Source organism: Chryseobacterium sp. FR048, assembly GCF_056844665.1.
The window spans coordinates 369327-395606 of record NZ_JBXDSE010000001.1 but is presented as its reverse complement, the minus strand read 5'-3'; the positions used below and the strand labels follow the sequence as shown (position 1 = coordinate 395606).

The 26280-nt window shown below is 38.3% G+C and carries 31 protein-coding genes; 12 read left to right on the top strand and 19 right to left on the bottom strand.

From position 1 onward, the window contains the following. Positions 1-3: 3 nt before the first annotated feature. The 8 genes from AC106K_RS01780 (at position 4) to AC106K_RS01745 (ending at position 7377) form a co-directional block, all read left to right on the top strand. Positions 4-1086: an HmuY family protein gene (locus tag AC106K_RS01780; RefSeq protein WP_482443134.1), complete on the top strand. Its 1083-nt coding sequence runs from the start codon at positions 4-6 to the stop codon at positions 1084-1086. 21 nt (positions 1087-1107) lie between these two features. Next, positions 1108-1986, top strand: a complete 879-nt coding sequence (locus AC106K_RS01775; protein WP_482443133.1) for a heme/hemin ABC transporter substrate-binding protein — start codon at positions 1108-1110, stop codon at positions 1984-1986. Continuing rightward, positions 1970-3010 (top strand): FecCD family ABC transporter permease, encoded by a 1041-nt coding sequence (locus AC106K_RS01770; RefSeq protein ID WP_482443132.1) that lies wholly within the window; start codon positions 1970-1972, stop codon positions 3008-3010. Before AC106K_RS01775 ends, AC106K_RS01770 begins: the two co-directional genes overlap by 17 nt. Further along, entirely contained in the window at positions 3010-3783 is a 774-nt protein-coding gene (locus AC106K_RS01765) for a heme ABC transporter ATP-binding protein (RefSeq protein ID WP_482443131.1), read from the top strand. Before AC106K_RS01770 ends, AC106K_RS01765 begins: the two co-directional genes overlap by 1 nt. A gap of 2 nt (positions 3784-3785) precedes the next feature. Beyond that, complete coding sequence (locus tag AC106K_RS01760) at positions 3786-4436, top strand: class I SAM-dependent methyltransferase (RefSeq protein WP_482443130.1); 651 nt, start codon at positions 3786-3788, stop codon at positions 4434-4436. Between the two features lie 4 nt (positions 4437-4440). Continuing rightward, positions 4441-5469, top strand: a complete 1029-nt coding sequence (locus tag AC106K_RS01755; protein WP_482443129.1) for a hemin-degrading factor — start codon at positions 4441-4443, stop codon at positions 5467-5469. Positions 5470-5609: 140 nt separating this feature from the next. Beyond that, positions 5610-6482 (top strand): ChaN family lipoprotein, encoded by an 873-nt coding sequence (locus AC106K_RS01750; RefSeq protein WP_482443128.1) that lies wholly within the window; start codon positions 5610-5612, stop codon positions 6480-6482. Between the two features lie 265 nt (positions 6483-6747). Next, positions 6748-7377, top strand: a complete 630-nt coding sequence (locus AC106K_RS01745; protein ID WP_482443126.1) for a peptide deformylase — start codon at positions 6748-6750, stop codon at positions 7375-7377. Between the two features lie 221 nt (positions 7378-7598). Here the strand turns inward: AC106K_RS01745 and AC106K_RS01740 are convergent, their stop codons facing one another. From AC106K_RS01740 to AC106K_RS01725, 4 genes are all read right to left on the bottom strand, one after another. Then, on the bottom strand, positions 7599-8492 hold the full coding sequence (locus AC106K_RS01740; RefSeq protein WP_482443125.1) for a chitinase: 894 nt from the start codon (positions 8490-8492) through the stop codon (positions 7599-7601). A 239-nt stretch (positions 8493-8731) separates the two neighbouring features. After that, entirely contained in the window at positions 8732-9157 is a 426-nt protein-coding gene (locus tag AC106K_RS01735) for an organic hydroperoxide resistance protein (RefSeq protein ID WP_482443124.1), read from the bottom strand. Further along, positions 9158-9592, bottom strand: coding sequence for a MarR family winged helix-turn-helix transcriptional regulator (locus tag AC106K_RS01730; protein WP_482443122.1), 435 nt, complete (start codon positions 9590-9592; stop codon positions 9158-9160). 31 nt (positions 9593-9623) lie between these two features. Beyond that, a complete protein-coding gene (locus AC106K_RS01725; protein ID WP_482443121.1) occupies positions 9624-10256 on the bottom strand; it encodes an NAD(P)H-dependent oxidoreductase in 633 nt (210 codons plus the stop codon). A gap of 517 nt (positions 10257-10773) precedes the next feature. On the opposite strand from AC106K_RS01725, the gene AC106K_RS01720 reads away from it, so the two are divergent. Then, a complete protein-coding gene (locus AC106K_RS01720; protein WP_482443119.1) occupies positions 10774-11526 on the top strand; it encodes an SDR family oxidoreductase in 753 nt (250 codons plus the stop codon). 11 nt (positions 11527-11537) lie between these two features. On the opposite strand, the gene AC106K_RS01715 is transcribed toward AC106K_RS01720, so the two are convergent. From AC106K_RS01715 to AC106K_RS01645, 15 genes are all read right to left on the bottom strand, one after another. Further along, complete coding sequence (locus AC106K_RS01715; RefSeq protein ID WP_482443117.1) at positions 11538-11849, bottom strand: hypothetical protein; 312 nt, start codon at positions 11847-11849, stop codon at positions 11538-11540. Positions 11850-11918: 69 nt separating this feature from the next. Continuing rightward, the gene (locus tag AC106K_RS01710; protein ID WP_482443116.1) at positions 11919-12881 is read right to left on the bottom strand and encodes a protein-glutamine glutaminase; all 963 of its coding nucleotides are present in this window, start codon (positions 12879-12881) and stop codon (positions 11919-11921) included. A 229-nt stretch (positions 12882-13110) separates the two neighbouring features. Then, a complete protein-coding gene (locus AC106K_RS01705; protein ID WP_482443114.1) occupies positions 13111-14244 on the bottom strand; it encodes a hypothetical protein in 1134 nt (377 codons plus the stop codon). A gap of 78 nt (positions 14245-14322) precedes the next feature. Continuing rightward, positions 14323-15051: a lipoyl(octanoyl) transferase LipB gene (gene lipB / locus AC106K_RS01700; RefSeq protein ID WP_482443113.1), complete on the bottom strand. Its 729-nt coding sequence runs from the start codon at positions 15049-15051 to the stop codon at positions 14323-14325. A 78-nt stretch (positions 15052-15129) separates the two neighbouring features. Beyond that, entirely contained in the window at positions 15130-15864 is a 735-nt protein-coding gene (gene trpA, locus AC106K_RS01695; protein ID WP_482443111.1) for a tryptophan synthase subunit alpha, read from the bottom strand. A gap of 94 nt (positions 15865-15958) precedes the next feature. Further along, entirely contained in the window at positions 15959-17137 is a 1179-nt protein-coding gene (trpB, locus tag AC106K_RS01690) for a tryptophan synthase subunit beta (protein WP_482443109.1), read from the bottom strand. 4 nt (positions 17138-17141) lie between these two features. Then, positions 17142-17687 (bottom strand): hypothetical protein, encoded by a 546-nt coding sequence (locus AC106K_RS01685; protein WP_482443108.1) that lies wholly within the window; start codon positions 17685-17687, stop codon positions 17142-17144. Between the two features lie 107 nt (positions 17688-17794). Next, positions 17795-18247 (bottom strand): IS200/IS605 family transposase, encoded by a 453-nt coding sequence (tnpA, locus tag AC106K_RS01680; RefSeq protein WP_185287223.1) that lies wholly within the window; start codon positions 18245-18247, stop codon positions 17795-17797. An 82-nt stretch (positions 18248-18329) separates the two neighbouring features. Beyond that, positions 18330-19007, bottom strand: coding sequence for a phosphoribosylanthranilate isomerase (locus AC106K_RS01675; RefSeq protein ID WP_482443107.1), 678 nt, complete (start codon positions 19005-19007; stop codon positions 18330-18332). A gap of 52 nt (positions 19008-19059) precedes the next feature. Beyond that, complete coding sequence (gene trpC / locus AC106K_RS01670) at positions 19060-19833, bottom strand: indole-3-glycerol phosphate synthase TrpC (protein ID WP_482443105.1); 774 nt, start codon at positions 19831-19833, stop codon at positions 19060-19062. A gap of 45 nt (positions 19834-19878) precedes the next feature. Continuing rightward, positions 19879-20865 (bottom strand): anthranilate phosphoribosyltransferase, encoded by a 987-nt coding sequence (gene trpD, locus AC106K_RS01665; protein ID WP_482443104.1) that lies wholly within the window; start codon positions 20863-20865, stop codon positions 19879-19881. A gap of 38 nt (positions 20866-20903) precedes the next feature. Then, entirely contained in the window at positions 20904-21503 is a 600-nt protein-coding gene (locus AC106K_RS01660) for an anthranilate synthase component II (protein WP_482443102.1), read from the bottom strand. Between the two features lie 33 nt (positions 21504-21536). Further along, positions 21537-22961, bottom strand: a complete 1425-nt coding sequence (locus AC106K_RS01655; protein ID WP_482443101.1) for an anthranilate synthase component I family protein — start codon at positions 22959-22961, stop codon at positions 21537-21539. 247 nt (positions 22962-23208) lie between these two features. Further along, entirely contained in the window at positions 23209-23853 is a 645-nt protein-coding gene (locus tag AC106K_RS01650; RefSeq protein WP_482443099.1) for a hypothetical protein, read from the bottom strand. A 78-nt stretch (positions 23854-23931) separates the two neighbouring features. Beyond that, on the bottom strand, positions 23932-24387 hold the full coding sequence (locus tag AC106K_RS01645; RefSeq protein WP_482443097.1) for a cupin domain-containing protein: 456 nt from the start codon (positions 24385-24387) through the stop codon (positions 23932-23934). A gap of 178 nt (positions 24388-24565) precedes the next feature. Here AC106K_RS01645 and AC106K_RS01640 point away from each other — a divergent pair, with 178 nt between their 5' ends. Genes AC106K_RS01640 through rlmF form a run of 3 tightly spaced genes read left to right on the top strand, consistent with a single transcriptional unit; the run spans position 24566 to position 26067 of the window. Further along, the gene (locus tag AC106K_RS01640) at positions 24566-24787 is read left to right on the top strand and encodes a hypothetical protein (protein WP_482443096.1); all 222 of its coding nucleotides are present in this window, start codon (positions 24566-24568) and stop codon (positions 24785-24787) included. Then, positions 24787-25161 carry a c-type cytochrome gene (locus AC106K_RS01635; protein ID WP_482443095.1) on the top strand — a complete coding sequence of 125 codons (375 nt, stop codon included), beginning with the start codon at positions 24787-24789 and terminating at the stop codon, positions 25159-25161. Before AC106K_RS01640 ends, AC106K_RS01635 begins: the two co-directional genes overlap by 1 nt. Positions 25162-25164: 3 nt before the next feature. Then, on the top strand, positions 25165-26067 hold the full coding sequence (rlmF, locus tag AC106K_RS01630; RefSeq protein WP_482443093.1) for a 23S rRNA (adenine(1618)-N(6))-methyltransferase RlmF: 903 nt from the start codon (positions 25165-25167) through the stop codon (positions 26065-26067). The last annotated feature ends 213 nt before the right edge of the window (positions 26068-26280 follow it).

Here is a 26280-nt window from a genome sequence, read left to right as displayed (position 1 = left end):
AAAATGAAAAAAATACTGTTTTCCCTTTTAATAGGCGCTTCTTTTATTTCTCAGTCATGCATTAATGATAATGAAGACGCTATTATGGTAGCCCCTTCCGATGGCGCTGTTGTTAATCCAAGTGTAGGTGGGGCTACGGAACCCAATCAGGTCTGGTTTGATCTGGGAACCAATTCAGAAGTGATTACCAAAAGAACAGATTGGGATTTTGCCTTCTATACAGGAGAAGAATTTAAAGTGATTCTGAACTCGTCTATTATGATAGCGGCCGGTAAAATTCCAAATGCAACCAATATAGATTTGGTAAAAGAAGCCAATGTCACTGCATTAAAAGAAAAAATAAAAGTATCCAATTTTGATCCGTCGAATGAAGTGTATATAGATGATGTGAAAGGGAATTTTCCGGCAGGATATACTGCCATTGAAGAAATAAAACCGATTGCATCTGAAAATGCCGTGTATCTCGTGAATATGGGTAAAAAGATCTTTGAAGGACCCGTTTCTACAGGATCTGTTGCTACAGGTGGAGATGACAGAGGCTGGATGAAGGTACAGATCGAGAGATCGGGAACCAATTATAAAATAAAGTATGCTGAGCTTAATGCTACCAGTCATAAAGAGCTGATCGTTGGCAAAAATACTTCATACAATTATAATTTTGTCAGTTTAGAGAAAAACAGTGAAGTAAAAATTCAGCCTGAAAAAAAGAAATGGGATATATGTTTCACTGTATTTACCAATATCATTGCCGGAGCAGGAAGCTATATTTATGCTGATTTTGTGACCACGAATAATCTGGGCGGTGTAGGAGCTTATGAAGTGAAAGTAACATCCGGATCAGGGGTTGAAGCTTATAAAAATTTCAAAACTTCAGATGTAGATCCTTCCAAATTCATTACAAATGATCAGAGAGTCATTGGTGGAAACTGGAGAAACCCTGTTGGAGCCAACGGTCTTGAAGTCTATGGTGACCGTTTCTATATCATTAAAGATGCTGACGGATATTACTTTAAACTAAGATTTACAAGAATAACAAGTACAGCAGGTGAACGTGGAAGACCTCAATTTGAATACAAACCTTTATAAATAATCAAATAATAGTATATCATGAAACAAATCATTCTTGCAGCCTCTCTTCTGGTAGCAGTATACTCATGCAAAAAAGCAGAAGGTACATCTAAAGAAACAACAACTGAAGCAGCTTCTGAAGCGCCAAAGACCAATAATAAAATAGTAACATTAAATGGTGGTATCACAGAGATCGTAAGTGCTTTGGGCCACGAAAAAGAAATCGTAGGAACCGATGTCACCAGTACATATCCAGCCTCATTAAAGACTACGGCAAAAGATTTAGGACACGTAAGATCGATGACGATTGAGCCGATCATGGCTGTAAGTCCTACTTTAATTTTAGCTTCAGATAAAGATATAAACCCGGAATTGATGGGTAAGATCAAAGCTTCAGGAATTCAAACAGAGGTTTTCAAACAGGAATATACTGTTGATGGAACCAAAAAACTTATTGAAGAAGTAGCAAAAGCTGTTGGAAATACAGATTACCAGAAATTAAATGACAAAATTGATGCAGATCTGAAGCAGGTACAGCCTATGGCTAAAAAACCGAAAGTATTATTCATCTATGCCAGAGGAAATATGCTGATGGTGGCAGGTAAAAATACACCGATGGCTTCATTGATCAGCCTTGCAGGAGGAGAAAATGCAGTCAGTGATTTTGAAGATTTCAAACCTTTGACGCCTGAGGCAGTAGTAAAAGCCAATCCTGATGTATTGTTTTTCTTTGAAACAGGATTGCAGGGTGCAGGAGGAAACGAAGGCGCGCTTAAAATGCCGGGAGTTTCCCAGACCAACGCAGGGAAGAATAAAAAGATCATCGCAATGGATGGAGGTTTAGTGTCAGGTTTCGGACCGAGACTGGGTGAGGCAGCAGTAGGATTAAATAAATTATTAGTTGAAAGCACAAAGTAAATTATACTTTTACATGACAACAAGTACCATACTGCTTGCTATTATAGCAGTATGGTCTATTAATACAGGCGTTTACGATTTTGGTGGTAAATCTGCATTTGAAGTTTTAGGAAAAGTAATACAGGGAGATCCGGACTTATCACTGAGTGATAAATATGTAGTCTGGGATGTAAGAGCAGCCAGAATTATTATGGCGATTTTAATAGGAAGTATGCTGTCGGTTTCAGGAACCAGTCTGCAGGGGCTTTTCAAAAATCCTCTGGCAACAGGAGATCTGATAGGACTTACATCGGGAGCAACATTACTTGCGGCAATTGCGATTGTTTTAGGAGGACATTTCAAAGAGTATCTTCCTGAAGTTGTACAGTTTTCGCTGGTGGGAATCGCAGCTTTTATAGGCTCTTTTTTATCAATGATGCTGGTGTATAAAATTTCAACAAGCGGCGGGAAGACCAATGTGGTCATGATGCTGCTGACAGGAGTTGCCATCACGGCAATCGGCTTCTCCATTACAGGTTTTCTGATCTATATATCGAAAGACGAGCAACTTAGAGATCTGACATTCTGGAATTTGGGAAGTTTAGCCGCTGCGACATGGACGAAGAATACGATTCTGGCCGTTGTACTGGGCATTGCTTATATTATTTTACTTCCTAAAGGAAAAGCGCTGAATGCCATGATGTTGGGAGAGAAAGATGCACAGCATTTGGGAATCAACGTAGAAAAGCTGAAGAAGCAGATCATTATTATCGTGGCGCTGATGGTAGGAAGCTGCGTAGCATTTTCAGGAACAATTGGTTTTGTAGGGCTTATTGTACCCTATATTTTAAGACTTTTATTCAAATCCAATTATGCCTTTATCCTGCCTTTATCAGCAGTATGTGGGAGTATTCTCTTACTGACCGCCGATACTTTCAGCAGAAGCATTGTGGAACCTTCGGAACTGCCGATCGGGATTCTGACCGCTCTGATGGGAGGACCTATTTTTATCGCTATTTTGGTTAAATTTAAAAAATCACTGTAATGATCAAGGCACATCAGATTAATTATAAACATAAAGAATTCCGTATTCTGGATGGGGTGGATGTCTCTTTAGGATATGGTGAGTTTTTAGCCATTGTAGGACCAAACGGAGCCGGAAAATCGAGTCTTATGAGCGTTTTAGCAGACGAAGTAAGGTCCGGAAAGCAGGATATTCTCTTTAAAGACAAGCCGATTAAAGATTGGAATGTAAAAGAACTTTCAAAGCACAAAGCAAAATTTTCACAGCACAACAGCAATGATATTCCTCTTGAAGTAAAGGATGTGGTCATGATGGGCAGATACCCTTACTTTGATGCTCAGCCCGGTAGAGAAGATCTTGAAGCGATGAACAATATGATGTATGAAACCGATATTTTTCATCTGAAAGACCGGGATTACAACACATTGTCAGGAGGAGAAAAGCAACGGGTACACCTTTCAAGAGTAATGGCCCAGCTTGATAATGAAGTGGCGCATAAGCTGGTTTTTCTGGATGAACCTTTGAATAATTTAGATATAAAACATCAGTACAGAGCACTGGAAATTATCAAGAATTTCACCAAAAAAGCCAATAGTGCGATTGTTGTTTTGCATGATCTGAACCTTGCAGCCCAGTTTGCAGACAAGATCTTACTAATGAAATCAGGAAAAGTTGCCGCCTTTGGAACACCGGCGGAAGTTTTCACTGCAGAGACCATCAGCAGTGCCTACAATTTCCCGTGTACCATCTGTGGGCATCCTATTACCAATAACCCAATGATCATTTTTGGATAACCATGGAAAAAGAAGAACTAAAAATCCTGGCACAGAATCTTGCCAACCCTCAGGGAGAAAAAGGCATTGAGATCGGCGAAATGATGAATGCCACTAATATCAGCATGACATTAGAAAGCATCAGAACCCTTCTGATCGAAGATGATGAGCATATCCTTGAAATAGGACACGGAAATGCCGGTCACCTGAAAAATATTTTAAGTCTAGCGCAAAACTTACACTATACGGGAATCGATATTTCAGAAACCATGCATCAGGAAGCCAAACGACTGAACAAAGAATTCGACAGTCAGGCAGAGTTTATACTATACGAAGGAAAGAAGCTTCCTTTTCAGGATGGAACTTTTGATAAGATATTCACCGTGAATACCGTGTATTTCTGGGAAAATCCGGTTGAGTTTCTGAATGAGATCTACAGAGTTCTGAAAGATGAAGGAACTTTCGTTCTTACTTTCGGGCAAAGGGCATCTATGGAAAAATTACCATTTACAGCCTATGATTTTACACTGTACAGCAATGCAGAAATGGAACAGCTGATTTCTGAAAGCCATTTTAAAAGAATGAAAATTTCTGAAAAAGAAGAAGAGATAAAAAGTAAAACCGGAAACGAAACCATACAAAGAATATATACAATTTTAACCATAAAAAAGTAAAGTAATGAGCACATTAGTAAATGACTTAAAGGAAAAATGGGAAGCTCTGAAAGCAGAAAATCCACATATAAGAATAAGAAATGCTGCAGCACAGTTAGAAGTAAGTGAAGCAGAACTATTAGTAACAAGCATTGGAGAAGGAGTAACTGTTTTAAATCCTGATTTTCCGGGTATCCTTACAGAAGCTGAGCAATTGGGAAAAGTAATGGCGCTTACCCGTAATGATGAATGTGTTCATGAGAGAAAAGGAACTTACCAGAATGGAGATTTCAGCAGCCCTCACGCACAGCTTTTCGTAGGTGAAGATATTGACCTTAGAATTTTCCTGAACCATTGGAAATTTGCTTTTGCAGTAGTGGAAGGAGATAAGAAAAGTTTCCAGTTCTTTGGAAAAGACGGTTTAGCCTTACACAAGATCTATCTGACGAAAAACAGTAATGAAGAAGCTTTTGATGCTATTGTAGAAAAATTCAAGACTGAAGATCAGAATCAGGCATTCACGTTTGAGGCAGTAGCACCAAAGCAGGCTGAAAAAGCTGACGCTGAAATTGATGTGGAAGGATTCAAAAAAGCATGGACAGAATTAAAAGATACCCATGATTTCTTCATGATGACAAGAAAATTCGGGGTAAGCAGAACACAGGCATTAAGATTGGCGCCGGAAGGATTCACCAAGAAAATAGACAATGCTAAAGTGGTCAATATCCTGGAAGATGCTTCAGAAAAAAATACACCGATCATGGTGTTCGTAGGCAACAGAGGGATTATCCAGATTCATACAGGAAACGTAAAGAAAACACTTTGGCACCAGCAGTGGTTCAATGTGATGGACCCTGACTTCAACCTGCACCTGGATGTTACGAAAATTGCAGAAGCATGGATCGTTAAAAAACCAACCGAAGATGGAGAAGTTACCGCTATCGAAGTATTCAACAAAGAAGGAGACTTCATTGTTCAGTTCTTTGGAAAAAGAAAACCTGGAATTCCTGAACTTCAGGAGTGGAAGGATCTTGTAGCAGCATTAGAGCAATAATAATTAGATGATTTGAATGAGGCCGTTTTGTAGTAAAATTCAAAGCGGTCTTTTTTATGAAAAAACGAAAAAAAACGAATTGAGTGTCACCATGACATTTGTGCCAAAATATTTGTGTAATTTGTGTTTAAATAATTGAAATGAAAAATATTCTCATAGCGATACTGCTGGCAGGTTTCTGTACATTAAAGGCACAGAACTTTAAAGCATATCAGTTTTATGATAAAAAAGGAAAAGAAATAAAGACCGACAAACTGGTTAAGGAACTGGCTGAGTATGACGTTGTTTTCTTTGGTGAAAACCATAACAGTTCCATCAATCACTGGCTTCAGCTGAAGATTACCGAAGCTTTGTATGAAAAGAAGAACGGACAGCTTATTCTGGGAGCAGAAATGTTTGAAAGAGACAACCAGTCTCAGCTGAATCAATATCTGAACGGTACACTGGATGCCAAAACATTCAAAGACTCTGCCCGCCTATGGAATAATTACGCAACAGATTATAAACCGTTGGTAGACTTTGCCAAGACTAAAAAACTGAACTTCATTGCCACCAATATCCCCAGAAGATACGCTTCACAGACCGCTAAGGAAGGTCTTGAATCTTTAAATAAATTAAGCGATAAAGAAAAATCCTACATTGCCCAGCTTCCTATCAAAGTAACATTGGATACTCCCGGTTACCCGGAAATGAAAAAAATGATGGGCGACCATGCAGAAGGTACAAAAGTGATGAATTTTATTTCAGCACAGGCTACAAAGGATGCTACAATGGCAGAATCTATTCTGAAGAATATCCAGGCCGGAAAAACCTTTATCCATTACAATGGTAACTATCATAGTAAAGAATTCGGCGGAACCTACTGGTATATCAAACAAAAGAACCCTACCCTGAAAATGGCGGTGATTTCCGTCTTCGAGTCAGAAGATTCGGAATTGAAAGTTCCCGCCAAAGATTATATCCCAACAGAATTCAACCTGATCATTCCTGAGGATATGACGAAAACCTTTTAATGATAAAGTCCTGTAATATTGAATTTGTAACCTGCAGATTAAATGGGGCTCCAGAAAAGTTGCAGATCAATGGATGATATTTTTGATAATGAATCATATGATAATTCAATAGGAACGGGCTTCAGCCCGTTTTTTTATAAATAAAACCTCCAATGACTTTAGCCAAAACATAAAAAACAAAATAAAAAATCTCTGCCAGAGAATTGAACTCTGCCTTCAACATTTTTACATCACATTATTTACCTTTGTACCACATTCAGAAAATATGAAAAAAATATCCTTGCTGCTGATCCTTTTCATAGGATTGATCCAAGCTCAAAAACTGACTTCAAACGAGATTTCCATCATCAACCAAGGAGATAAAAATACAGCATTACCGATTTATCAGACGACGGATGCCAATCAGCATAAAACATTACTAAGCCTTTCTGCAGAAGCAGATCCGCTTGACCCGAATACTGCAGTTTTAGTTAAGAGAATGAAAGAATCTCTTCTGTCAACAGATGGGGGAGTGGGAATCGCTGCTCCACAGGTAGGAATCAACAGGAAGATCATCTGGGTACAGCGTTTTGATAAAGAAGGCGCTCCATTAGAATATTTCATTAACCCGGTGATTGTTTGGCGCTCTGATCTGCAGAATCTTGGCCCGGAAGGCGACCTGTCTATTCCTGATTTCAGAGATCAGTTCTACAGAAGTAAAGTAATTCAACTGGAATATGTAGACTTGAAAGGACAACGATACTCGGAAATAGTAGAAGGATTTACGGCTGTTATTTTCCAGCACGAGATCGACCACCTCTTTGGAATCCTGATTTCCGATAAAAAAGAAAAAGAAAAAAACGATTCCTATAAAAAAGTAGATGCATATCAGAAAAGTGATCTGAACAGGAGATAGATTTCAGATTATACTATAACCTGATTTTGGGTGAAAGAATTTTATTGGAAGCTGGAAGAGTGAGGCTGGAAGTTACTGGCAGTCTCATTATTTATAGAGGTTGCCATCAATTTGATGACACCACTTTAAAAAGATGGAAAAAAATTATTTATTATAACCTAAATAACTTCCATCTTCAGACTCTCTGCTTCCATCCTGATTAAAATAGAAAATTCTTTTATTTAATTGCCAAATGGTTTTTGAGTGCTGCAAGTGATGTTTTCTCCGGGGTTCACTCCAAAATATCTGCAAAAGTAGCGGTAATATCCATAGCGGTATTCTGTTTTGGGCTGTGTGGTAGACTGTCCGCATTCAATACCACCATTGATAATATTTACAGTAGCACCAAAACCAGGAGTTCTTCCACTTTCTTTATCCTTTTCTGTAGGCTGCCATTTTCCGATCATCACCTCATGACAAGAGGGTTTGGGAAATTGCGGGGTCATCCAGAACCAGATAGCAGAGGCAAAAGATAAAACATTGTTCCCGGCTAGCAATCCGGGGTTTTTTAAAAGGATATTTTTATCACCAAACCAGGCTTCACTGAACTGTCCATAGTTGTAATTCCAGCTGAGCTGTTTAGGACCACGACCGTAATAAGCTTGCCCTGCTACCGGAGGGTAGTTAACCTTAGAAGCATCAGAATAATCATTCCCATTTCCCTTATTGTTTTCTTCAATAAAATAGAGACCCCATTTATAATAACCTCCCGGCGCATCGTACCAGCCGCCACTCGTTTCCTGAGCGATATTGGCTAGAAATGCAGCGAGCTCTCTCTTCTGATCTTCCTGTGTTCCTTCATTCAGGAAAAGGGGAAAGTGGGCTGCTGCCTGTACAAATGCCTGATAAGAATAAAAGTCCTGGTGGTTGTTTTCTCTGCCCTGAACATTATTTCTGTTGGGGAATAGCAAATTCCAGGTTTTAGCATCGATAAGATGGGTAATATGGCTTGCCGTTTTAGGGGCATTAATCTGTTGTAAAGGCTTGCTTTCCTGGTTTTTTTGCGCACAAGATTGGTTGCAGGAAGCGAAAACAAGTCCTAAAGAAACCAGTATGGTTGGTAGTGTTTTCATCATTTAATTATTTGGGTATCTTCCTTTGTTAAACGATTAAGCAGATAAGCTATGGTGAATAGACTATCGATTTCTTATATAAATATTGATAGGGTTGAAGACCATAGTTTTTGATAAGAAATCTGTAAGTACAAATATATACAATTCAGCTCTCTTTATTGATCAATCGGTTCAAAAATAAAAGGAGCTGTTTTCTAATAAAAACAGCTCCTTTCGTTATAACTATGCTTAAAAAAATTGGATTAATCGTTGTTGGTTACCGAAAGTTTTACCTCCATATTGTTTCTGGTAGCATTAGAATAAGGACAGATCTGGTGTGCCTTTTCCGTTAAAGTCTGAGCTTCCTCAAGTGAAACACCAGGAATATTAACGTCCAGTTCTGCAGCGAGTCCAAACCCTCCGTTTTCAAGTTGGCCTATACTTACCTGAGCCGTAACCGTTGTTTCCCCTGTTTTTACTTTGGCTAAACTGATTACTCTGTTCAAAGCACTGTCAAAACAAGCTGAATATCCTGCTGCAAAAAGCATTTCAGGGTTGGCAAAATCATCATTAGCTCCGCCTAAAGCTTTCGGCATTTTTACATCAAGATCCAGGACTCCGTTTTCACTTTTTACTTGGCCGTTTCTTCCACCTGTTGCGGTAACCTTTGTGGTATATAATGTTTTCATTTATTTTTCTATTTTGTTTAATATTTTGAGTACCGTATCTTTCAGATGCAGCAGTTCTTCCGGCTGTATATCAAGTTTTTCCTGAATCTTCCCCGGAATTTCGCAGGCCTTTTTCTGTAATTGTTTTCCGGCTTCTGCTAAAAATACTTCAACAACTCTTTCGTCTTCTTTTTTTCGTTTTCTTATGATGAAACCTTTAGCTTCAAGTCTTTTAAGGAGTGGCGTTAATGTTCCGCTGTCCAAAAACAGCTTTTCTCCGATATGGCTTACGGTAAGTCCGTCTCCATCCCATAATACCATCATCACAAGGTATTGAGGATAGGTGATGTCCAGCTCATCAAGAAAAGGACGGTAAAGTCCTGTGATCTCTTTGGCAATCACATATAACGGGAAGCAGATCTGGTTTTCTAATTTGGGGGTCTTTGAATTTTCCATAAGTTCTGGGACGAAAGATCCGATGAAGGTATTACTTTTTTATGATAAACTCATCCATTGGGACTCTGACTTTCTTCATAGAAGACAGCCAGTCGTTGGCCTCATCACGGTATCCGAGATACAGAAGACTTACACTTTTTAAGCCTAATTCTTTCAATCCCAGTACTTCGTCTACAACATCATTGCTGAAACCTTCTGCCGGAGTACTGTCGATTTTAAGTTCCGCTGCCTGTGCAAGAGCAATCCCTAAAGCAATATAAGTCTGACGGGCAGTGTGTGCAAAATGCTCTGCAGGAGTCTGAGCACCATACATTTCTTTGATTTTATCGGTATAGCTGCTGAATCGGCCTCTTGGAAGGTCTCTTACATCAGTATGATGGTCGTAAACCTTATCTATTTTTTCATTAGAATAGCTATCCCAAGCTGCAAAAACAAGAACGTGAGAAGAATCTCTCATGACTTCAGGATTTAAAGCACCTGCTACCATTTTTTCCTTCAGCTCCTGGTTTTCTACTACGATAATACGGAAAGGCTGCAGTCCTGATGAAGTAGGAGCCAGTCTTGCTGCTTCCAGAATTGTGTTGAGATCTTCAGTTGAAACTTTTTTTGTTGGATCATATGCTTTTACCGCATGTCTCCAGTTAAGATTTTCTATTAATGACATTTTCTTTTTGTTTTAAATTTTAAACTACTTGGTGTTATATAACTTTCTGTTTTCATTTTCGAAGTAAAATAACAAGGCAAATATACGAGCAATTCAATTGTGCGCAATTTAATTTTGAAAGATTTTATTGATGACGATTATTGATGGAAGCTAAGGGAAAGCAAAGAAGGCTAAGAGAGCAGAGGAGGCAAAGGGGTAAAAGGGGTAAAAGGGTAAAAAGGCGAAAAAGCAAAAGGGCAGAAAAGCGAAAGGGTAGAAAAGCAAAAATGCCCAATACTATATTTCTTTTTATCCTTCCAAGTTTTTCTTTACCTCTTTGTTTCTTCACTTTCTTTATATTCCTCTTGCTTACTTACTTTGCCTTCTTCGCTTCCTCAGCTTTCTTCGCCCTTTCGCTCTTTCGCCTTTTTACCCTTTTACCCTTTTACCTTTTCGCCCCCTTCACTTCCACACGATTCGGATTTTTTTTCCCCTTCTCAATTCCAATCTTTGTAGTAGAATTTTAAATCAAAATACAATGCAGAGATTTAGCAACAAAACAGCGTTAATTACTGGAGGAACCAACGGAATGGGATTTGCCACCGCACAGAAATGGATAGAAGAAGGTGGGAAAGTCATTATTACGGGAAGAAGCAAGGAAACTTTAAACCTGGCTTTAGAGAAATTGGGAGAGAATGCTTCAGGAATTGTTTCGGATGCCGGGAATAGGGAAGATCTGATGAGTTTGCAGGAGCAGGTGAAATTTTATACAAATCAGATTGATCTGGTTTTTGCGAATGCAGGATATGGAAGATTTGCCCCTATAGAAAGTGTTGATGAACATCAGTTTGATGAATTGTTCAATATGCTGGTGAAAGGACCATTTTTTACAGTTCAGCAAATACTGCCATTAATGGGAGAGGGAAGCTCCGTTATTTTTAATACGTCAGTTGCAACCGAAATTGCCATGCAGAACTTTTCAGTGTATTCAGCTGCAAAATCAGCTGTTCAGTCTTTTATTAAAACATTTGCTGTAGAACTTACAGATCGTGGTATCAGGGTAAATGGAGTGAGTCCGGGGCATATCAAAACCAATATCTTTAACAATACGGGATTAGCTCCTGATCAGATTGAAACGGCCGTTGAGAACATCATTCCTACCATCCCTTTCAAAAGACAAGGTGATCCGGAGGAAATCGCTAATGTTGTTCTATTTCTTGCTTCAGAAGAGGCATCTTACATTCATGGTACAGAGATCAGGGTGGATGCCGGGATTTCCGTAATAAGATAATGGGTAAAAAACTATTTCACCTCATTGATCTGCTTGATCATATTGGTTTTACTTTCAACACCAATATTGTAGGTTTTACCTTTTTTTAAGCTTAGATTGGCCTTTTCGATCAATGCAGTATAGTCAGAAGATTTTTTTGAAATATAAAAGACCTGAGCACTTATTCCAATGGCAACGCGTACTAATTCTTTCGGTCTGTCCGGGTCTTCATGGATGTCGTTGATCGTGGCATTATTATACCAGGTTAATTTCTGGGATTCAGAGTTGGAAGAGCAGGATGCGATCATGGTAAAGATTAATAATAAATAAGTCCAGGCTTTCATAATGATAGATTATTGAATAAAAAGCTCCTGCAATATATCAAAAAATGCAGGAGCTATATAGAAAGTTAATTAGAATCCGCAATGAGCTGTACTAGGTACCGGAGCTGAACAACCGGAAAGGGCTGCGAAAGCTGTCAGGGTACAATTGGTATTAACCAGGTTGTTATCATATAATAGAGATCCTGCCGGATTTCTGTAATAAACATTTCCTGGAGTATTAGCAAAAGAAGATACAGAAGCTGATCCGCAAGTAGTGTTAGTACATGCTGCTCTCCACGCAGTATCCGTTATAGGACCGGTTGATACCAGAGACGGATCTATAATTCTTTTTTCAACAACTCCGGAAGCATTTTTGAAGCTTACCAGAATGGCTACGTGATAGACCCATGATACACAGCATGTACCTGTGGAAGCTCTTAAATTACCATATACGAATTGCTTTTCACACTCATATCCGGCATTGTTTAAGATTTGTCTCATTTTGTGAGCTCTTGCATAGCATCCGTCAACAGGATATCTGAATGTGATACAAGGTGAAGATGCCGTAGAAGTACCGCAAGACTGATTTTTGATCTGAGTAAACAAGCTGTTTAAAGTTGCCAGATCAGGGATTACGCTGGCCAGTTTGTTGGTAGCTCCTTTATCCGCTCTTATTTCTTTCGTCAAAGCAGATTTAAAGAAACGAATATCTTCCTCTGTAGGGCTTTCTACTTTTGCAATTTCATTAGAATTAGACTTCAGGTAAACATGAATAGGGGATTCATTTTTTACAGCCTGGCTGATCATAGAAATGAAGTTTTCATTTTCCTTAGTGTCTTTGATTTCATAAGGCTGTGCTGTAACGATAAATGAAACTCTGTATTTTCCATTTTCTTTTTCTATCCCTACCGGAACAGTTCTTCCGAAATCTTTCAGCGACTTATCGCTGGATTCTTTAGCAGTTAAATTCTCTTGATTGGCGCTGGAATCTGCGCAGGCATTGAATGACAGAACTGTCACGAATACCATCATGGATAACAGGAATTTTTTCATAATTCTCATAGTTTAGTGGGTTAATGGTGTTTTTAATGAACGTATTAAATTAATAATAGTTCACAGTTTTGTGATAATAAAAGTAGGAAAAATTCAATTACATGCAAATATTTTTTAATAAAAATTTAAAATATCGTTATAAAATCAATAATGAAGTAGGTTTCTGTTAACTAAAAACACCAGTCTCAACTCATGAAACTGGTGTTGTATTGTGAAGATGAAATAAATCTTATTGAGTCTTACACCACTCAAGCAGATCCGGATAGAGTTCTTCCATCTTTTTGTTTGGATATTTTTTCTTTAAAGAGACAATGGCCTCATTGAATTCTTTTATCTTGATAAAACCTCTTGCTTTCAGCGCAGCATTTACATCCTGATATGCATAATCGATAATTTTACGGTCCTCAGGGTGTTTGTCCGAAATAAACTGAGGAAGCATCGCAAAGGTCATATATTCATCAAAAACACGGGCTGGATTAGGGTAATATTCTGTGCCTTCCTGCTTTATATTTACCCATTTCTCCCTGTCTTTAAGGGCTTCATTGATCTGGGCTTCATATTTCTTTGTAGGTGCATTTATATAATTATGATCAATCTCTGTCAGCATTACTCTTGTATTAAAGACTCTGTTTTCAGCTTCCGTACGTTCTTTGACTTCATCAATAGGAGGGAGTACCATGATGATCTGGGTAAAACCATGATCTCTGTAAGTACTGGTATAGTTAAGTCCATTGATAAGAGGAGAGGTTAAGACCATATAATTATTAATTCTGGTATCAAAGTTTTTTTCAAGCCATTTCCATTGCTCACTGAGGTTGGCCATTTTGTTGTATTGGGCAATCAGGGTATTATAATAAGGAATATGTTTTTTGTAAAAACTTCTGAACCCTGATTTCCTGGCAAAATCTTCAAGTTCTGTTCGGTAAGTGATCATAGGATTCACTTTTACAGTAGTATGGGAAGAAACACTCTGAGCCGGGAAAAGATAATTCTTATCAGGAACAAGTTGATCTCCTTTAAAATCATAGCTGATTGCATTTCCCGTAAGAAGTACATAGTTGGTAGGATTAGCTTTCATCAATGAATCAAATTTTACGATAATTTTTTCATTTTTAAAGGCTTTGAACTGTTGCAGCACATCCTGATAATACGTTCCGGATTGCTGCACCATATCATCATTCTCCAAACCAACTTCTGTAATGGCGATCATGATATGAAGAAGCTCTTTTACTTCATTGATCTCAATTTTGCTTTTTCCCTGATTTTCCTTTTTGAATTTTTCGTCAAAACTGACTTTTTTTGATTCCTGGGCGTAAGTAGTAGCTATTATTAGCAGATAGACTAATAAAAATGTTTTTCTCATGTATAAAAGTAGGGTTATTAGATAAAAAACTCCCCATGTATCCATAAAAATACATAGGGAATATCTGTTTTTAAATTGTTATTTGTAGATAAGTTCAGCCTGGAATACATCTGCAAAGTGCTTTCTGATCTTTGCTTTTATATCTTCCATTTCTTCAGGCGTAAGCTCTCTTTCAAGTTCTCTTTTCAAAGAAGTTACCTGTTTATCTTTGATTCCGCATGGGATGATGTATTCAAAATAGCGCATATCCGTATTCACATTCAATGCAAAGCCATGAAGGGTTACCCATCGGGAAGCTTTCACCCCCATCGCACACATTTTTCTTGCATAAGGTTTCCCTACATCCAGCCATACACCGGTTTCGCCTGGAGAACGCTCTCCTTTGAGGCCATATTCGGCAATGGTTCTGATGATGACTTCCTCAAGATTTCTCATATACAAATGAATATCAGTAAAGAAGTTCTCGAGATCCAGAACAGGGTATCCTACAATCTGCCCGTAGCCGTGGTAGGTAATATCTCCGCCACGATTTGTTTTTACATAGGTAGCTTCCAGTTCTTTCAGCTTATCAATACCGGCAAGCATATTTTCCTCATGACCGCTTTTTCCTAAGGTATACACATGAGGGTGTTCTACGAAAAGAAGGTGGTTGGGTGTTGTAATATGCTCTTCGGCAGGCAGGTCACGGTTCTTTATTTTGGTGTCGATAATACCTTTCATCAGTTTTTCCTGATAATCCCAGGCGGGCTGGTATTCTTTTATGCCAAGATCTTCAAATTTTACTGCTTTATTTTGATTTGTATTCATATGCTGCTTTCTATCTTCTGTAATGGTCATCTGAAATCAGAATTTCATCCCATTTCTGAAATACAAATTTAGTGAATTTTACCCTTTTATGGAATGGATAAAATCTATGGCAGTCTTCTTCCAGTCTTTATCCTGCAATAAAATATTCACAAAAGCTGTTCCTATGATTCCTCCGTCTGCTTTTTCCGTCACATTTTCAAAGTCCTCTTTGGATTTGATCCCGAATCCGATCATTACCGGATTTTTAAGCGGAAGGGAAGCTACCCTGGAAAGGTAGTTCTCATTTTTTACAACGGTATTGTCATTCCCTGTGGTAGAAGAAGAGCTTACCGCATACAGAAAACCTGAGCTTAAAGAGTCAAGATACTGAATTCTTTCGTCCGATGTTTCCGGAGTGATAAGAAACGTAAAGTTGAGGTTGTGTTTCTTTAAGATCTGCTGGTAATTTTTCTCAAATTCAATAGGAGGGAGATCCGGAAGAATGAGGCCTGAAACTCCACTTTCAGCACATTCGGTACAAAATTTTTCAAATCCGAAACTTAAAACAGGATTAATGTATCCCATCAGAATAATGGGAACCTTTATTTCTTCTTTAATCGTTTTTAACTGGGAAAAAAGCTTTTCGATGGTCATGCCATTTTGTAAAGCAAGCTCATGAGCTTTCTGAATCACAGGACCATCTGCCACCGGATCAGAATAAGGCATGCCGATTTCGATCATATCGGCTCCGGAATCCTGAATGAGGCGTATAATATCAGCTGTATCTTCCAATTGAGGAATGCCTGCTGTGAAGTATATGTTTAATTTTTTCATTTTTTTAATGTATTAGGGTATAGTGTAAAAAGTACAAAGTACAAAGTATGATGTACAAAGTATGGTGTATGGAATACCTTGTACATCTGACAGTTTACAAGTTTTTCAGATACGTTTCCATATCCTTATCTCCGCGACCACTCAGGCAAATGACTACAATATCATTTTCATGGAATTTCTTTTTATCCAGAACGGCAAGGGCGTGAGAACTTTCCAGTGCCGGAATAATTCCTTCCAGTCTGGTCAGCTCAAAAGCACATTTCAGGGCTTCATCATCATTGATGCTGAAAAATTCGGCTCTGTTTTCTTTAAACAAATGGGCATGAAAAGGCCCGATACCCGGATAATCTAATCCGGCAGAAATAGAATGAGGCTCAATGACCTGTCCGTCTGCAGTCTGCATGACAAGGCTTTTGCTGCCATGAAGAACCCCAAGCGTTCCCAAAAAAGTCGTCGCAGCAGATTTCCCGGAATCTACACCCCAACCTCCTGCTTCTGCGGCAATAATTTTGACATCTTTTTCTTCTACAAAATGGTAAAAGGTTCCTGCTGCATTACTTCCGCCACCTACACAGGCAATCACGTAGTCCGGATTTTCTCTTCCGATCTTTTCGTTCAGCTGTTCCTTGATCTCCTTTGAAATGATACTTTGGAATCTTGCCACAAGATCTGGAAAAGGGTGGGGACCCACGACGCTTCCAATCACATAGTGAGTCGTAACAGGATTATTGATCCAGTCTCTCAATGCTTCATTCACTGCATCTTTCAGTGTTTTTGAACCTGAAGTGGCTGCTACGACTTCCGCTCCCAACATTTTCATTCTTGCTACATTCGGAGCCTGTCTCTGGATGTCGATTTCGCCCATGTAAACTATGCATTCAAGGCCTAATAAAGCACAGGCTGTAGCGGTAGCAACACCATGTTGGCCTGCACCGGTTTCAGCAATAATTCGGGTTTTTCCAAGACGTTTGGCCAGCAAAACCTGCCCCAGGGCATTATTGATCTTATGAGCACCGGTATGGTTGAGGTCTTCTCTTTTTAAATAGATCCGGGTATTATATTTTTCACTTAAATTTTTAGCAAAATAAAGTGGAGTAGCCCGGCCTACATAGTTCTTAAGCAGATCCTGATATTCATTCTGAAAATCTTCAGATTCTATGATTTTAAGATAGTTTTTCTGAAGTTCTTCTACATTCGGATAGAGCATTTCAGGGATGAATGCGCCTCCAAATTCTCCATAATATCCGTTTTCATCGGGGTTTTTATAATTCATTTTTTTATTCTTTAGTAATTAAATAAGCATTATTTTGTACACTCAGGTTAGTGAGCAGTTCTTTTCTTTTTTCTGAAACATTAAAAATCAATATGTCGTCATCTTCTGTGTTGACCCATTCTGAACCTATACTTTCCTTAATGGTCTTAGCTTTATCACAGAGGATTTCAATATTGCATTTTTCATAAAACGGACGAAGTTCCTGATGGCAGAATCCTATTGTTTCAATATGGTTCAGGGTAACATGCTCCCGGAAATGCTTAACCAATATAGCTCCATATCCTTTTTTCTTTTGGGCTGCTACCAATCCTACTGCCTCTGCAAAGGATAACCTTTCTCCCAAAATTTCAAGAATGAAATCGTAATTAACCCGGATGACTGCCAGTATATTTTCTTCTTTATCCAGGAGAAAATGAAATTCCGATTCTTTGAAAAAATTACGGAAATAATCAGCTTTCATCGAGTTCCAGGAAGAAATATCCCAAAGCTGAAGAATATGCTCTATTTCATTTTCTGTTAATCCGTCTGTTGATTTTATCTGATATTTCATTAGATTCAGGCTTTATATTCAAAGTTAGCAAAGAGTCCCGAAGGGACGACTTAAAAAATAGCAAAGGATAAAATCCTTAGCGGTAATATTTCATATTCAACATATAATCAATCCCACAAATATTTTTCATCATATTCCATTTTATGTTTTTCCAGTATTTTGATCAGTTCCTTTTTGAAATCCTGTTTCTGATGATGCTGACGTTGTTTCTTTATATAATTCGTTACCATTTGAACATCCTTTTCACTCACCGAAAAAGCTCCGTACCCATCCTGCCAAAAGAAGTTTTCATATTTCTTCCCTTTTGTTTTGATCCATTTTGATGAGTGGGCTTTTACTTCCTGAACCAGTTTCATTAACGGGATCTTCTGGGAAAGTCTGCACAGAATATGAATGTGGTTATCCGTTCCGCCTATCTGCAATGCTTTGCTCTCAAAATCTTTACATATTACAGCAATGTAAGAGTACAGTTCCTGTTCTATTCCTTCATCGATGAAATCATTCCTGTATTTTGTGCTGAATACGATGTGGAGATAATTTTTTACTAGTGATTGGGGCATTCCTTTTGTGTTTTTTTGGTGTGGGTAATAATCGGACTATATCCGATTTTGGGGTAAATCGTCCCGTTGGCACTCTTTGATATTATACTGTAATATTATACCTAAATTTTTTTATTTTGCTGAGGTCTTTATTGCCTGGCTCTGTTTCAAATTTTGAATTAATGTCTAAAGCAAAAGGCTGTTGCTGAAGATCTTTAATATTTTCTACATTTTCTTCTGAAATACCGCCACTCAGAAAATAAGGGATAGGAATTTCAAATGTATTCAATAGGTTCCAGTCAAACTGATGACCCGTTCCGCCAAAAGCTTTGCTATCTGTATCAAAAAGGTAGTAGGAGATAGGCTGAGGGTGATCGGTTGTCGTTGGATGATGGAAAAGCTGTTCCATTTTATCTCTGTTTTCCGAATTATCACTTCCTATTCTTATGGCTTTGATGATCTTAATTTCCGGTTTCAGGGCATTTCTTAATTCAACAATGAAATCATAATCTTCATCTCCATGCAGCTGGATGAAATTGAGCTGTGCCTTTTCAGCGGTTCCCACAATCTCTTCAATAGTCGCATTGACGAATACTCCTGTTTTTCCAGGATGATCAATCTTTGAAATATCTTCTAATGTCAAATGGTTCAGAACGTATCTTGGCGATTTTTCATAGAAAATGAAGCCCAGAAAATCAACTTTCATTGAAATCAATTCCTGAATCTGGCTGAGTTTCGTCAAACCACAGACTTTGAGTTTAGAGGTAGGTTGATGATTCATAAGTGTAAGGGCTGATTGATGATTGTGTTGTTTTTCTGTTTGAAATTCATTTTCAGATTTGTAAGGTAAACGCTTCAAATGCTTTGGCAGGATCGGTATTTTTCATAAAATATTCACCCATCAGAAAACCGTCAAATCCTTTTTCTTTTAAAAATATAAAATCTTCAAGACTGTAAATACCACTTTCTGCCACTGATAATACTTCTTTGGGAAGTTGATTTTTAAGCTGAACGGAGTGCTGCAGGTCTACTTTGAAATCTTTTAAATTCCTGTTGTTGATTCCAACCAGATCGATCTTTGAATTGTAATGTTCCAGTTCTTCCTCCGTATGAATTTCCAGTAGAACTTCCATATTCAACTCCTTAGCGAGATCTGTTAATTCCAGAACCTGATTGGGAGAAAGACAGGATGCGATCAGTAAAATAACATCAGCACCAATGCTTTTTGCTTCGTAAAACTGATATTCATCGATCATAAAATCTTTGCGGAGAACAGGAGTATTAATCTGGTTCCTTACATTCAGAATATCATTGAAGCTTCCTCCAAAAAAATCTTTATCCGTCAAAACCGAAATTCCGCTGGCCCCGAATTTTTCATAAGCTGAAACAACATCTAACGGCTGAACCTTATCATTGATAATCCCTTTTGATGGAGACTGTCTTTTAAATTCAGCAATGATTCCGCTTTTATTTTTGATCGATTCTTTCAGAGAGTGGGTTGTTCTTCCAAAAAAATCAGTGTCTTTTAATTGCCCGACAGAAATGGCAGACTTTGCGGCCGCTATTTCTTCTTTTTTTCTTTCAATAATTTTGTCTAGTATGGTCATTTTTTGTGTTTAAAATTTAAGCCAATCATTAAATTGCCGATCCTCTTAATTGATCAAAAGTTCAAAACTTCTCAATGCCTTTCCACTTTTCAGACTTTCCTTGGCTAGGAGTAAACAGTCTTCATAAGCCCCGAATTTGTGGGTATGGTGAAGAGCAACAGCAGCATTGGCCAATACAACAGAATTTTGTTGTTCAGTCCCGCTGCCTTCAAGGATATTTCTGAAGATCTTTGCCGTTTCCTGAATGGTATTTCCGGCTTTGATGTCCTCCAGAGTCAATGGAGGAAAACCAAGATCCTCTGCAGAATAGATATTTTCACCGTTTTTGGTAATGATCTTACTATCATGGGTTAAACTGATTTCGTCATAGCCATCCAATCCGTGAACCAGAATAAATTCACGGTTTTCTTTTTGAAGCAGATACTGATAGATTCTTGCAATTTCCAGATTGTAAACCCCGATCATTGAAAACTGAGGTTTTGCAGGATTTACGAGCGGCCCTAAAAGATTGAAGAATGTTCTCAATCCCAGAGATTTTCTCAATAATCCGACAGATTGTAAAGCAGGGTGGAAGTAAGGAGCATGTAAAAAGCAGATATTGGCTCTTTCCAGATCCTCATTCAGCTGCTCAGAATTGTTTTTAAACTCGTACCCAAGTTCTTCCAGCACATTGGAAGAGCCTGTAGTGGTAGAAGCCCCGTAATTTCCATGTTTTGTCACCTTCTGCCCGGCTCCGGCCACTACAAAGCTGGCCAATGTTGATATATTGATTGTGTTTTTTCCGTCACCTCCCGTTCCTACAATATCGATTGCATCATTCGCATCTATATGAACAGGAACAGCCATTTGAAGTAAAGCTTCCCTAAAGCCTTCAAGTTCGTTCAGGGTAATATCGCGCATCAGGAAAACACTGATGAAGGCCGTTACCTCTGCGGCATTGAATTTATTCTGTGCAATTTCAATCATCATGGCTTTAGCCTCAGGTTTTGATAAGGTATGATGATTAAAAAGGTATTGTAGTATTTCTTTCATTTGAGCTTTTTTTACAGTTGAGGAGATCTCTGAGGAAATCATGATAGAAGAAAGTTTTTAATGATTACTTCTCCATCCGGAGTCAGGATACTTTCAGGGTGAAACTGTACCCCGTGTACATCATAAGTTTTATGTTGCAGGGCCATGATCATTCCGTCTTTGTCTACGGCGGTTACTTCCAGTTCTTCCGGAAAATTCTGAGGATCTACAGCCCAGCTGTGGTATCTTCCCACTTCCAGCCCGGAATTCAGATCTCTGAACAGCTTTGTGTTTTCTTTTACAAGGTCGGTGGTGGTAGCCACTCCGTGGAAGATCTCAGACAGGTTGATCAGACTTCCTCCGAATGCCTCAGCGATGGCCTGTTGTCCGAGACATACTCCTAAAATACTTTTGGTGGGTGCATATCTTTTGATCAGTTCCAATAAGATTCCTGCTTCCTCCGGAATTCCCGGACCTGGCGAAAGGATGATTTTGTCATATTGGTCCACATCTTCCAGACTTATCTGATCATTTCTTACAACATCTACTTTCTGGTCAAGAACTCTTTCAATGATTTGTACCAGATTGTAAGTAAAGCTGTCATAATTGTCAAATACAAGAACTTTAGAGGCTGATATGGTATTGATAGTAGTATTCATTTTTTGCTTTTTTACAGATTGTGTTTTCAAGTTTTAATTTTCGACGATTTTTTCAGCCTTTTCTACAGCCTTTTTGAGGGCATTCAGCTTGTTGTTGACTTCCTGCAGTTCGTTTTCAGGAACAGACTTTGCCACAAGACCTGCTCCTGCCTGGTAATACAGCGTATTGTTTTTGCTTAAAAAAGTTCGGATCATGATTGCCTGGTTGCAGGTGCCATTGAGACCGATCATCCCGATGCAGCCACCGTAGTAACCACGGGAATCTTTTTCATATTGATTGATCAGCTGAAGAGCTTTGTGCTTTGGAGCTCCGCTTAATGTGCCTTGAGGGAATGTTGCAGAAACCATTTCAAGAGGATTGATGTCATCAGAAACCTCTGCAGTTACTTCGCTTACCATATGGATCACATGAGAGAAAAGCTGTATTTCTTTAAGTTTGGTAACAGTCACATTTTTTCCAAGTTTTCCAAGATCATTTCTTGCCAGGTCTACCAGCATGGTGTGTTCCGCATTTTCTTTCGGGTCAGCTTTTAAGGTTTCAATAGCCTGAAGGTCCGTTTCAAAATTTCCGGTTCTTCTCGCTGTTCCTGCAATGGGGTGAATAATAGCTTTGTTGTTTTTGATAATCAGCTGGCTTTCAGGGCTGGATCCGAAAAGTTTATAACTTCCGTAGTCAAAGTAGAACAGGTAAGGAGAAGGATTGATATTTCTCAAAGCTCTGTATACATTAAACTCATCCCCTTTGAATTTCTGCTCAAATCTTCTGCTTAAAACCAACTGGAAAACATCACCTCTCATACAGTGTCTCTGAGCGGTTTTTACAAGTTCGATATAGTCTTCGTTCGTAATATTGGAGGTTTCCTGGCCATTCTTTTCGAAAGGATATACCGGAGTATTCTGGTTTTTGATAAGACTTTCCAAAAGGTGAAGTTCAGATTTTATTCCGCTGATCTGATTTTCAATGATGTACATTTCATCGTTGAAGTGGTTGATGGCGATCACATATTGATACAGTCTGTATCTTAGAACGGGAATCTCCACTTCCGGACTTTGCGGTTTCAAATTGATGTTTTCAAAGAACTGTACAGCTTCAAAGCTTGTATACCCGAAAAGGCTTTGGGCGGTCTGTTCTATCGGATCATTGGTCTTTTCGCAACTGAAGATCGTACGGAACTCCTCAAATATATCGATGATGTTACGGTTTTCGATCGATTGTTTTACAGGTGCGGAATCCGGAAGTTTCACTTCAAATTCATGGAGGTTCTTTACTTCAATTCCGGCAATCGCATTGACGGCAATAAAAGAAAAGTTATTGTCAATGCTTTTAGAATCAGAACTTTCCAAAAGAATGGTGTCCCGGAATTTATCTCTGATTTTAAGATAGATATTCATGGGAGTATGAAGGTCTCCCAGTGTTTTTTTCGAAACGGTTTTTATTTTGATTGTATCAGTAAACATCTGCTGTTTTTTTTGAGATTAAGGAATAAAAAAAGGCTTCAACGGTATCCGTCAAAGCCTATATATTGTTTATTTTAATTATTTCTGCTGTACAGTTAACAACATGACAATACTTCCAGACCCGACGAAGAGTTTGAAAGCCACCACCAATTATTGTTGTTCATGTTAAACATGCCACAAAATTAGAAAATTTTTTAATACAAAAAATAAAAAAGTTTAAAATTTAGAAAACTTAACATTGGGAACTTTATTTCAAATGCTCAACTTCCTGTTTCAGTTCTTTCAGTTTTGCCTTGTACTGTTCATCATCATACGATGCGGTATAATCTTCCAGAGCTGAAATGTATTCTTCAACAAATTCTTTATTGGTTCTGTCCGCTTCATATTTGATTCTGGCAGCATTTACAGGAGCCAGTTTTGAGTATTTCTCGGCAGCTTTTCCTTCTTCAGACTGGTTGTAGAGGATGACGATATTCTTTTCGTATCCGGGAATATATTTTACCGGAAATGATACTTCCGTTCTGGGGATTCTGATTGCATTTTCAATCGGATAAATAGATGCAGAAGTGGTAGAGAAGAAGGTTGAGATATATTTTCCGTCCTGTTTTTTCACAATAGCTTCATAGTCATGGATGTACATTTCGTTCAGCGTAGAATTGGTTTCCACATCGGAAGTAATGATGGCGGTACTTTCTACTCCATATTTATTCAGAAACCAGGCGTTGAGAAATTGTCCGCCTAGCCCATTTAAAATAGCCAGAGGAATGATTGGAATAAGAAACCAGGCTTTTTTTGTTACATATGAAAGTAATCCAAAGAATAAAAACAGCAGGATCACAGTATAAAATCCGTGATGACTGGTAAAAAACAGAATTTTTGAAATTAAAATCATGTTTAAATGTACTATTATCTTTTCAGATAAAAGCAGATCCTGGAAATAAATCTCAAAAATTCTGTCAGAAAGAATGTTTTAATGTACTGGTTCTGTGATGGGAAGATCTGTTGTTCCGCTGTAGAAAACGATCAGGGTTGCACCTTGGTCTCCCGTTTTACCTCTGTGGGTCGTATTGACTACTTCCGGAAGTACCTGTCCTTTCTTTACCCATTGTGTTTTACCATCTTCTTTTTTTTCAATCTGGATTTCGCCTTTTTCGATATAGGCTGCATTGATAACGGCGTGTTTATGCCAATCCAGAGCAGAGTTGGGCGGTATTGCAATTTTAAGAACCGTGATTTCAGGTTGCCCACCAGGATAACTGGCATAGGAGGTTCCATCCCATGATTTTGTAGCTTTTAAGAGCGTGATTGATTCTGTTTTATCAGGATAATCCGGATTCTGAGGATCTGAGGAAGAATTGTCGCAGGATAAAATACAGATTAACAGGGAACTGAATAAGATTGTTTTGAATACATTTTTTGCGGTCATAAGTTTTATTTGAATAATTAATTACACAAAAATAACAACCTTGATTAAAATTCCCTATATTTTGAATTATTTTTTTAGAACCTAATCAAAGGTGTCCTTTAAAATTTCTTTCAAAGAAAACATTTGTCATAAGTTTAAAAGTTTATTTTTTATATTTTTGCTACCAAATTAGAAAACAATGAAAAAAGTATTAGCAATTGCATTTATCGGAGGTTTATTAGTTGTAAACTGTTCTAAAAAAGTAGATCACACATTACAAGACAGCAACACGATGCTTGAAGAGCCTGAAACAGCTACTGTTGCAGATTCTACAGCGAAACCTGCTGCTGCTCCGGCTGCTGCAACTCCGGCTACACCTGCTCCTGAAGCTGCTAAAACAGACTCTACAGCAAAAAAATAATGAAAAAAGTACTTTTGGCAGGAGCATTGGGTTTTCTGATGTTCTCCTGTTCTAAAAAAGAAAATACAGCAGAGGTTGCATCATCTTCTGAAACGACTGCCGTTTCAGAACCTGCAAAATCTAATCTTTCCGGTGACCAGATTATGGAAACATTAGACTGTTCGGGATGCCACTCTCTGAATGAGAGAATGATAGGACCTTCTTATAAGGAAATTGCGGCTAAATATTCTGATAAAGATATAGAATTGCTGGCTTCCAAGATTATAGAAGGCGGAAGTGGAGTTTGGGGAGGTGTCCCTATGGCTGCCCATCCACAGGTATCTAAAGATGATGCCAAAAAAATGGTGGAATATATTTTGAGTCAGAAGAAATAAAATATGTCCACTGAAAAATCCAGTCTGCACACAAGAAATCTGCATCGTAATCCCTATGATTTTGATCAGCTTATTTCTTGTGTGCCGGAACTGAAACACTATGTTTTCGTTAATGCGTATCAGACGACCACCATTAACTTCAGCCTTCCTCAGGCTGTGAAATTACTTAACAAAGCTTTACTACAGCACTTTTATAACATCAAAGACTGGGATATTCCTGAGGCCAATCTATGTCCTCCTATTCCCGGAAGAGCTGATTATGTACATTATATTGCAGACCTGTTGACAGAACAATCTGCTGAAATTCCTACAGGAACTTCCATAAAAGGACTCGACATCGGAACCGGAGCCAATCTTGTTTATCCTTTAATAGCCCATGCATCTTATGGCTGGGAAATGTACGGAACCGACATTAATGAAGCTTCTTTGAAGAATGCCCGGGAGATCTTAGATCGAAATCCGAATCTGTTCCCCGCAATCAAGTTAAAACAACAACCCGATTCCAATCATATCTTTAAGAATATCATCGGTCCTGATGATCAGTTCACGTTTACGATGTGCAATCCTCCTTTTCACGATTCTGAAGAATCTGCAATGAAAGGGAATATCAGGAAAACAAAAAATCTTAAAAAAGGAAAATCGAAACAGCCGTTGCTCAATTTTGGAGGCCAGCAATCGGAATTATGGTGTGAAGGAGGTGAAATTGCTTTTATTACCAATATGATCAATGAAAGCTTTTTGTATCAATCTCAGGTTCTTTGGTTTACCTGCCTGGTTTCCAAAAAAGATAATCTACCCAAGCTGACAGCTCTTTTGAAAAAATATAAAGCTGACTTTAAAATTGTTGACATGGCACAAGGGCAGAAAGTAAGCAGAATGCTTGCATGGAGCTGGAATACAAAATAGAAAAGTTCTCGTAATTAATAACTGACGTAATTGATCATTGAAAGGTATAAGTCATTCGACATTTTATTTATATTTACCTTCATCAATAGGAGTGGGCTTTAGCCCGCTTTATTTATAATCGCTCCTTTCCAACGGCTTTAGCCAAAACCTAATGCATATCCTGCATAAATATCCACCGCCCTCATCTGTGAAAATCTGTAACTAAAATAAATC

Coding starts and splice junctions, on each gene's coding strand:
- AC106K_RS01780 (WP_482443134.1), top strand. CDS start 4: ATGAAAAAAATACTGTTTTCCCTTTTAATAGGCGCTTCTTTTATTTCT.
- AC106K_RS01775 (WP_482443133.1), top strand. CDS start 1,108: ATGAAACAAATCATTCTTGCAGCCTCTCTTCTGGTAGCAGTATACTCA.
- AC106K_RS01765 (WP_482443131.1), top strand. CDS start 3,010: ATGATCAAGGCACATCAGATTAATTATAAACATAAAGAATTCCGTATT.
- AC106K_RS01760 (WP_482443130.1), top strand. CDS start 3,786: ATGGAAAAAGAAGAACTAAAAATCCTGGCACAGAATCTTGCCAACCCT.
- AC106K_RS01755 (WP_482443129.1), top strand. CDS start 4,441: ATGAGCACATTAGTAAATGACTTAAAGGAAAAATGGGAAGCTCTGAAA.
- AC106K_RS01750 (WP_482443128.1), top strand. CDS start 5,610: ATGAAAAATATTCTCATAGCGATACTGCTGGCAGGTTTCTGTACATTA.
- AC106K_RS01745 (WP_482443126.1), top strand. CDS start 6,748: ATGAAAAAAATATCCTTGCTGCTGATCCTTTTCATAGGATTGATCCAA.
- AC106K_RS01740 (WP_482443125.1), bottom strand. CDS start 8,492: ATGATGAAAACACTACCAACCATACTGGTTTCTTTAGGACTTGTTTTC.
- AC106K_RS01735 (WP_482443124.1), bottom strand. CDS start 9,157: ATGAAAACATTATATACCACAAAGGTTACCGCAACAGGTGGAAGAAAC.
- AC106K_RS01730 (WP_482443122.1), bottom strand. CDS start 9,592: ATGGAAAATTCAAAGACCCCCAAATTAGAAAACCAGATCTGCTTCCCG.
- AC106K_RS01725 (WP_482443121.1), bottom strand. CDS start 10,256: ATGTCATTAATAGAAAATCTTAACTGGAGACATGCGGTAAAAGCATAT.
- AC106K_RS01720 (WP_482443119.1), top strand. CDS start 10,774: ATGCAGAGATTTAGCAACAAAACAGCGTTAATTACTGGAGGAACCAAC.
- AC106K_RS01715 (WP_482443117.1), bottom strand. CDS start 11,849: ATGAAAGCCTGGACTTATTTATTATTAATCTTTACCATGATCGCATCC.
- AC106K_RS01710 (WP_482443116.1), bottom strand. CDS start 12,881: ATGAAAAAATTCCTGTTATCCATGATGGTATTCGTGACAGTTCTGTCA.
- AC106K_RS01705 (WP_482443114.1), bottom strand. CDS start 14,244: ATGAGAAAAACATTTTTATTAGTCTATCTGCTAATAATAGCTACTACT.
- lipB (WP_482443113.1), bottom strand. CDS start 15,051: ATGAATACAAATCAAAATAAAGCAGTAAAATTTGAAGATCTTGGCATA.
- trpA (WP_482443111.1), bottom strand. CDS start 15,864: ATGAAAAAATTAAACATATACTTCACAGCAGGCATTCCTCAATTGGAA.
- trpB (WP_482443109.1), bottom strand. CDS start 17,137: ATGAATTATAAAAACCCCGATGAAAACGGATATTATGGAGAATTTGGA.
- AC106K_RS01685 (WP_482443108.1), bottom strand. CDS start 17,687: ATGAAATATCAGATAAAATCAACAGACGGATTAACAGAAAATGAAATA.
- tnpA (WP_185287223.1), bottom strand. CDS start 18,247: ATGCCCCAATCACTAGTAAAAAATTATCTCCACATCGTATTCAGCACA.
- AC106K_RS01675 (WP_482443107.1), bottom strand. CDS start 19,007: ATGAATCATCAACCTACCTCTAAACTCAAAGTCTGTGGTTTGACGAAA.
- trpC (WP_482443105.1), bottom strand. CDS start 19,833: ATGACCATACTAGACAAAATTATTGAAAGAAAAAAAGAAGAAATAGCG.
- trpD (WP_482443104.1), bottom strand. CDS start 20,865: ATGAAAGAAATACTACAATACCTTTTTAATCATCATACCTTATCAAAA.
- AC106K_RS01660 (WP_482443102.1), bottom strand. CDS start 21,503: ATGAATACTACTATCAATACCATATCAGCCTCTAAAGTTCTTGTATTT.
- AC106K_RS01655 (WP_482443101.1), bottom strand. CDS start 22,961: ATGTTTACTGATACAATCAAAATAAAAACCGTTTCGAAAAAAACACTG.
- AC106K_RS01650 (WP_482443099.1), bottom strand. CDS start 23,853: ATGATTTTAATTTCAAAAATTCTGTTTTTTACCAGTCATCACGGATTT.
- AC106K_RS01645 (WP_482443097.1), bottom strand. CDS start 24,387: ATGACCGCAAAAAATGTATTCAAAACAATCTTATTCAGTTCCCTGTTA.
- AC106K_RS01640 (WP_482443096.1), top strand. CDS start 24,566: ATGAAAAAAGTATTAGCAATTGCATTTATCGGAGGTTTATTAGTTGTA.
- AC106K_RS01635 (WP_482443095.1), top strand. CDS start 24,787: ATGAAAAAAGTACTTTTGGCAGGAGCATTGGGTTTTCTGATGTTCTCC.
- rlmF (WP_482443093.1), top strand. CDS start 25,165: ATGTCCACTGAAAAATCCAGTCTGCACACAAGAAATCTGCATCGTAAT.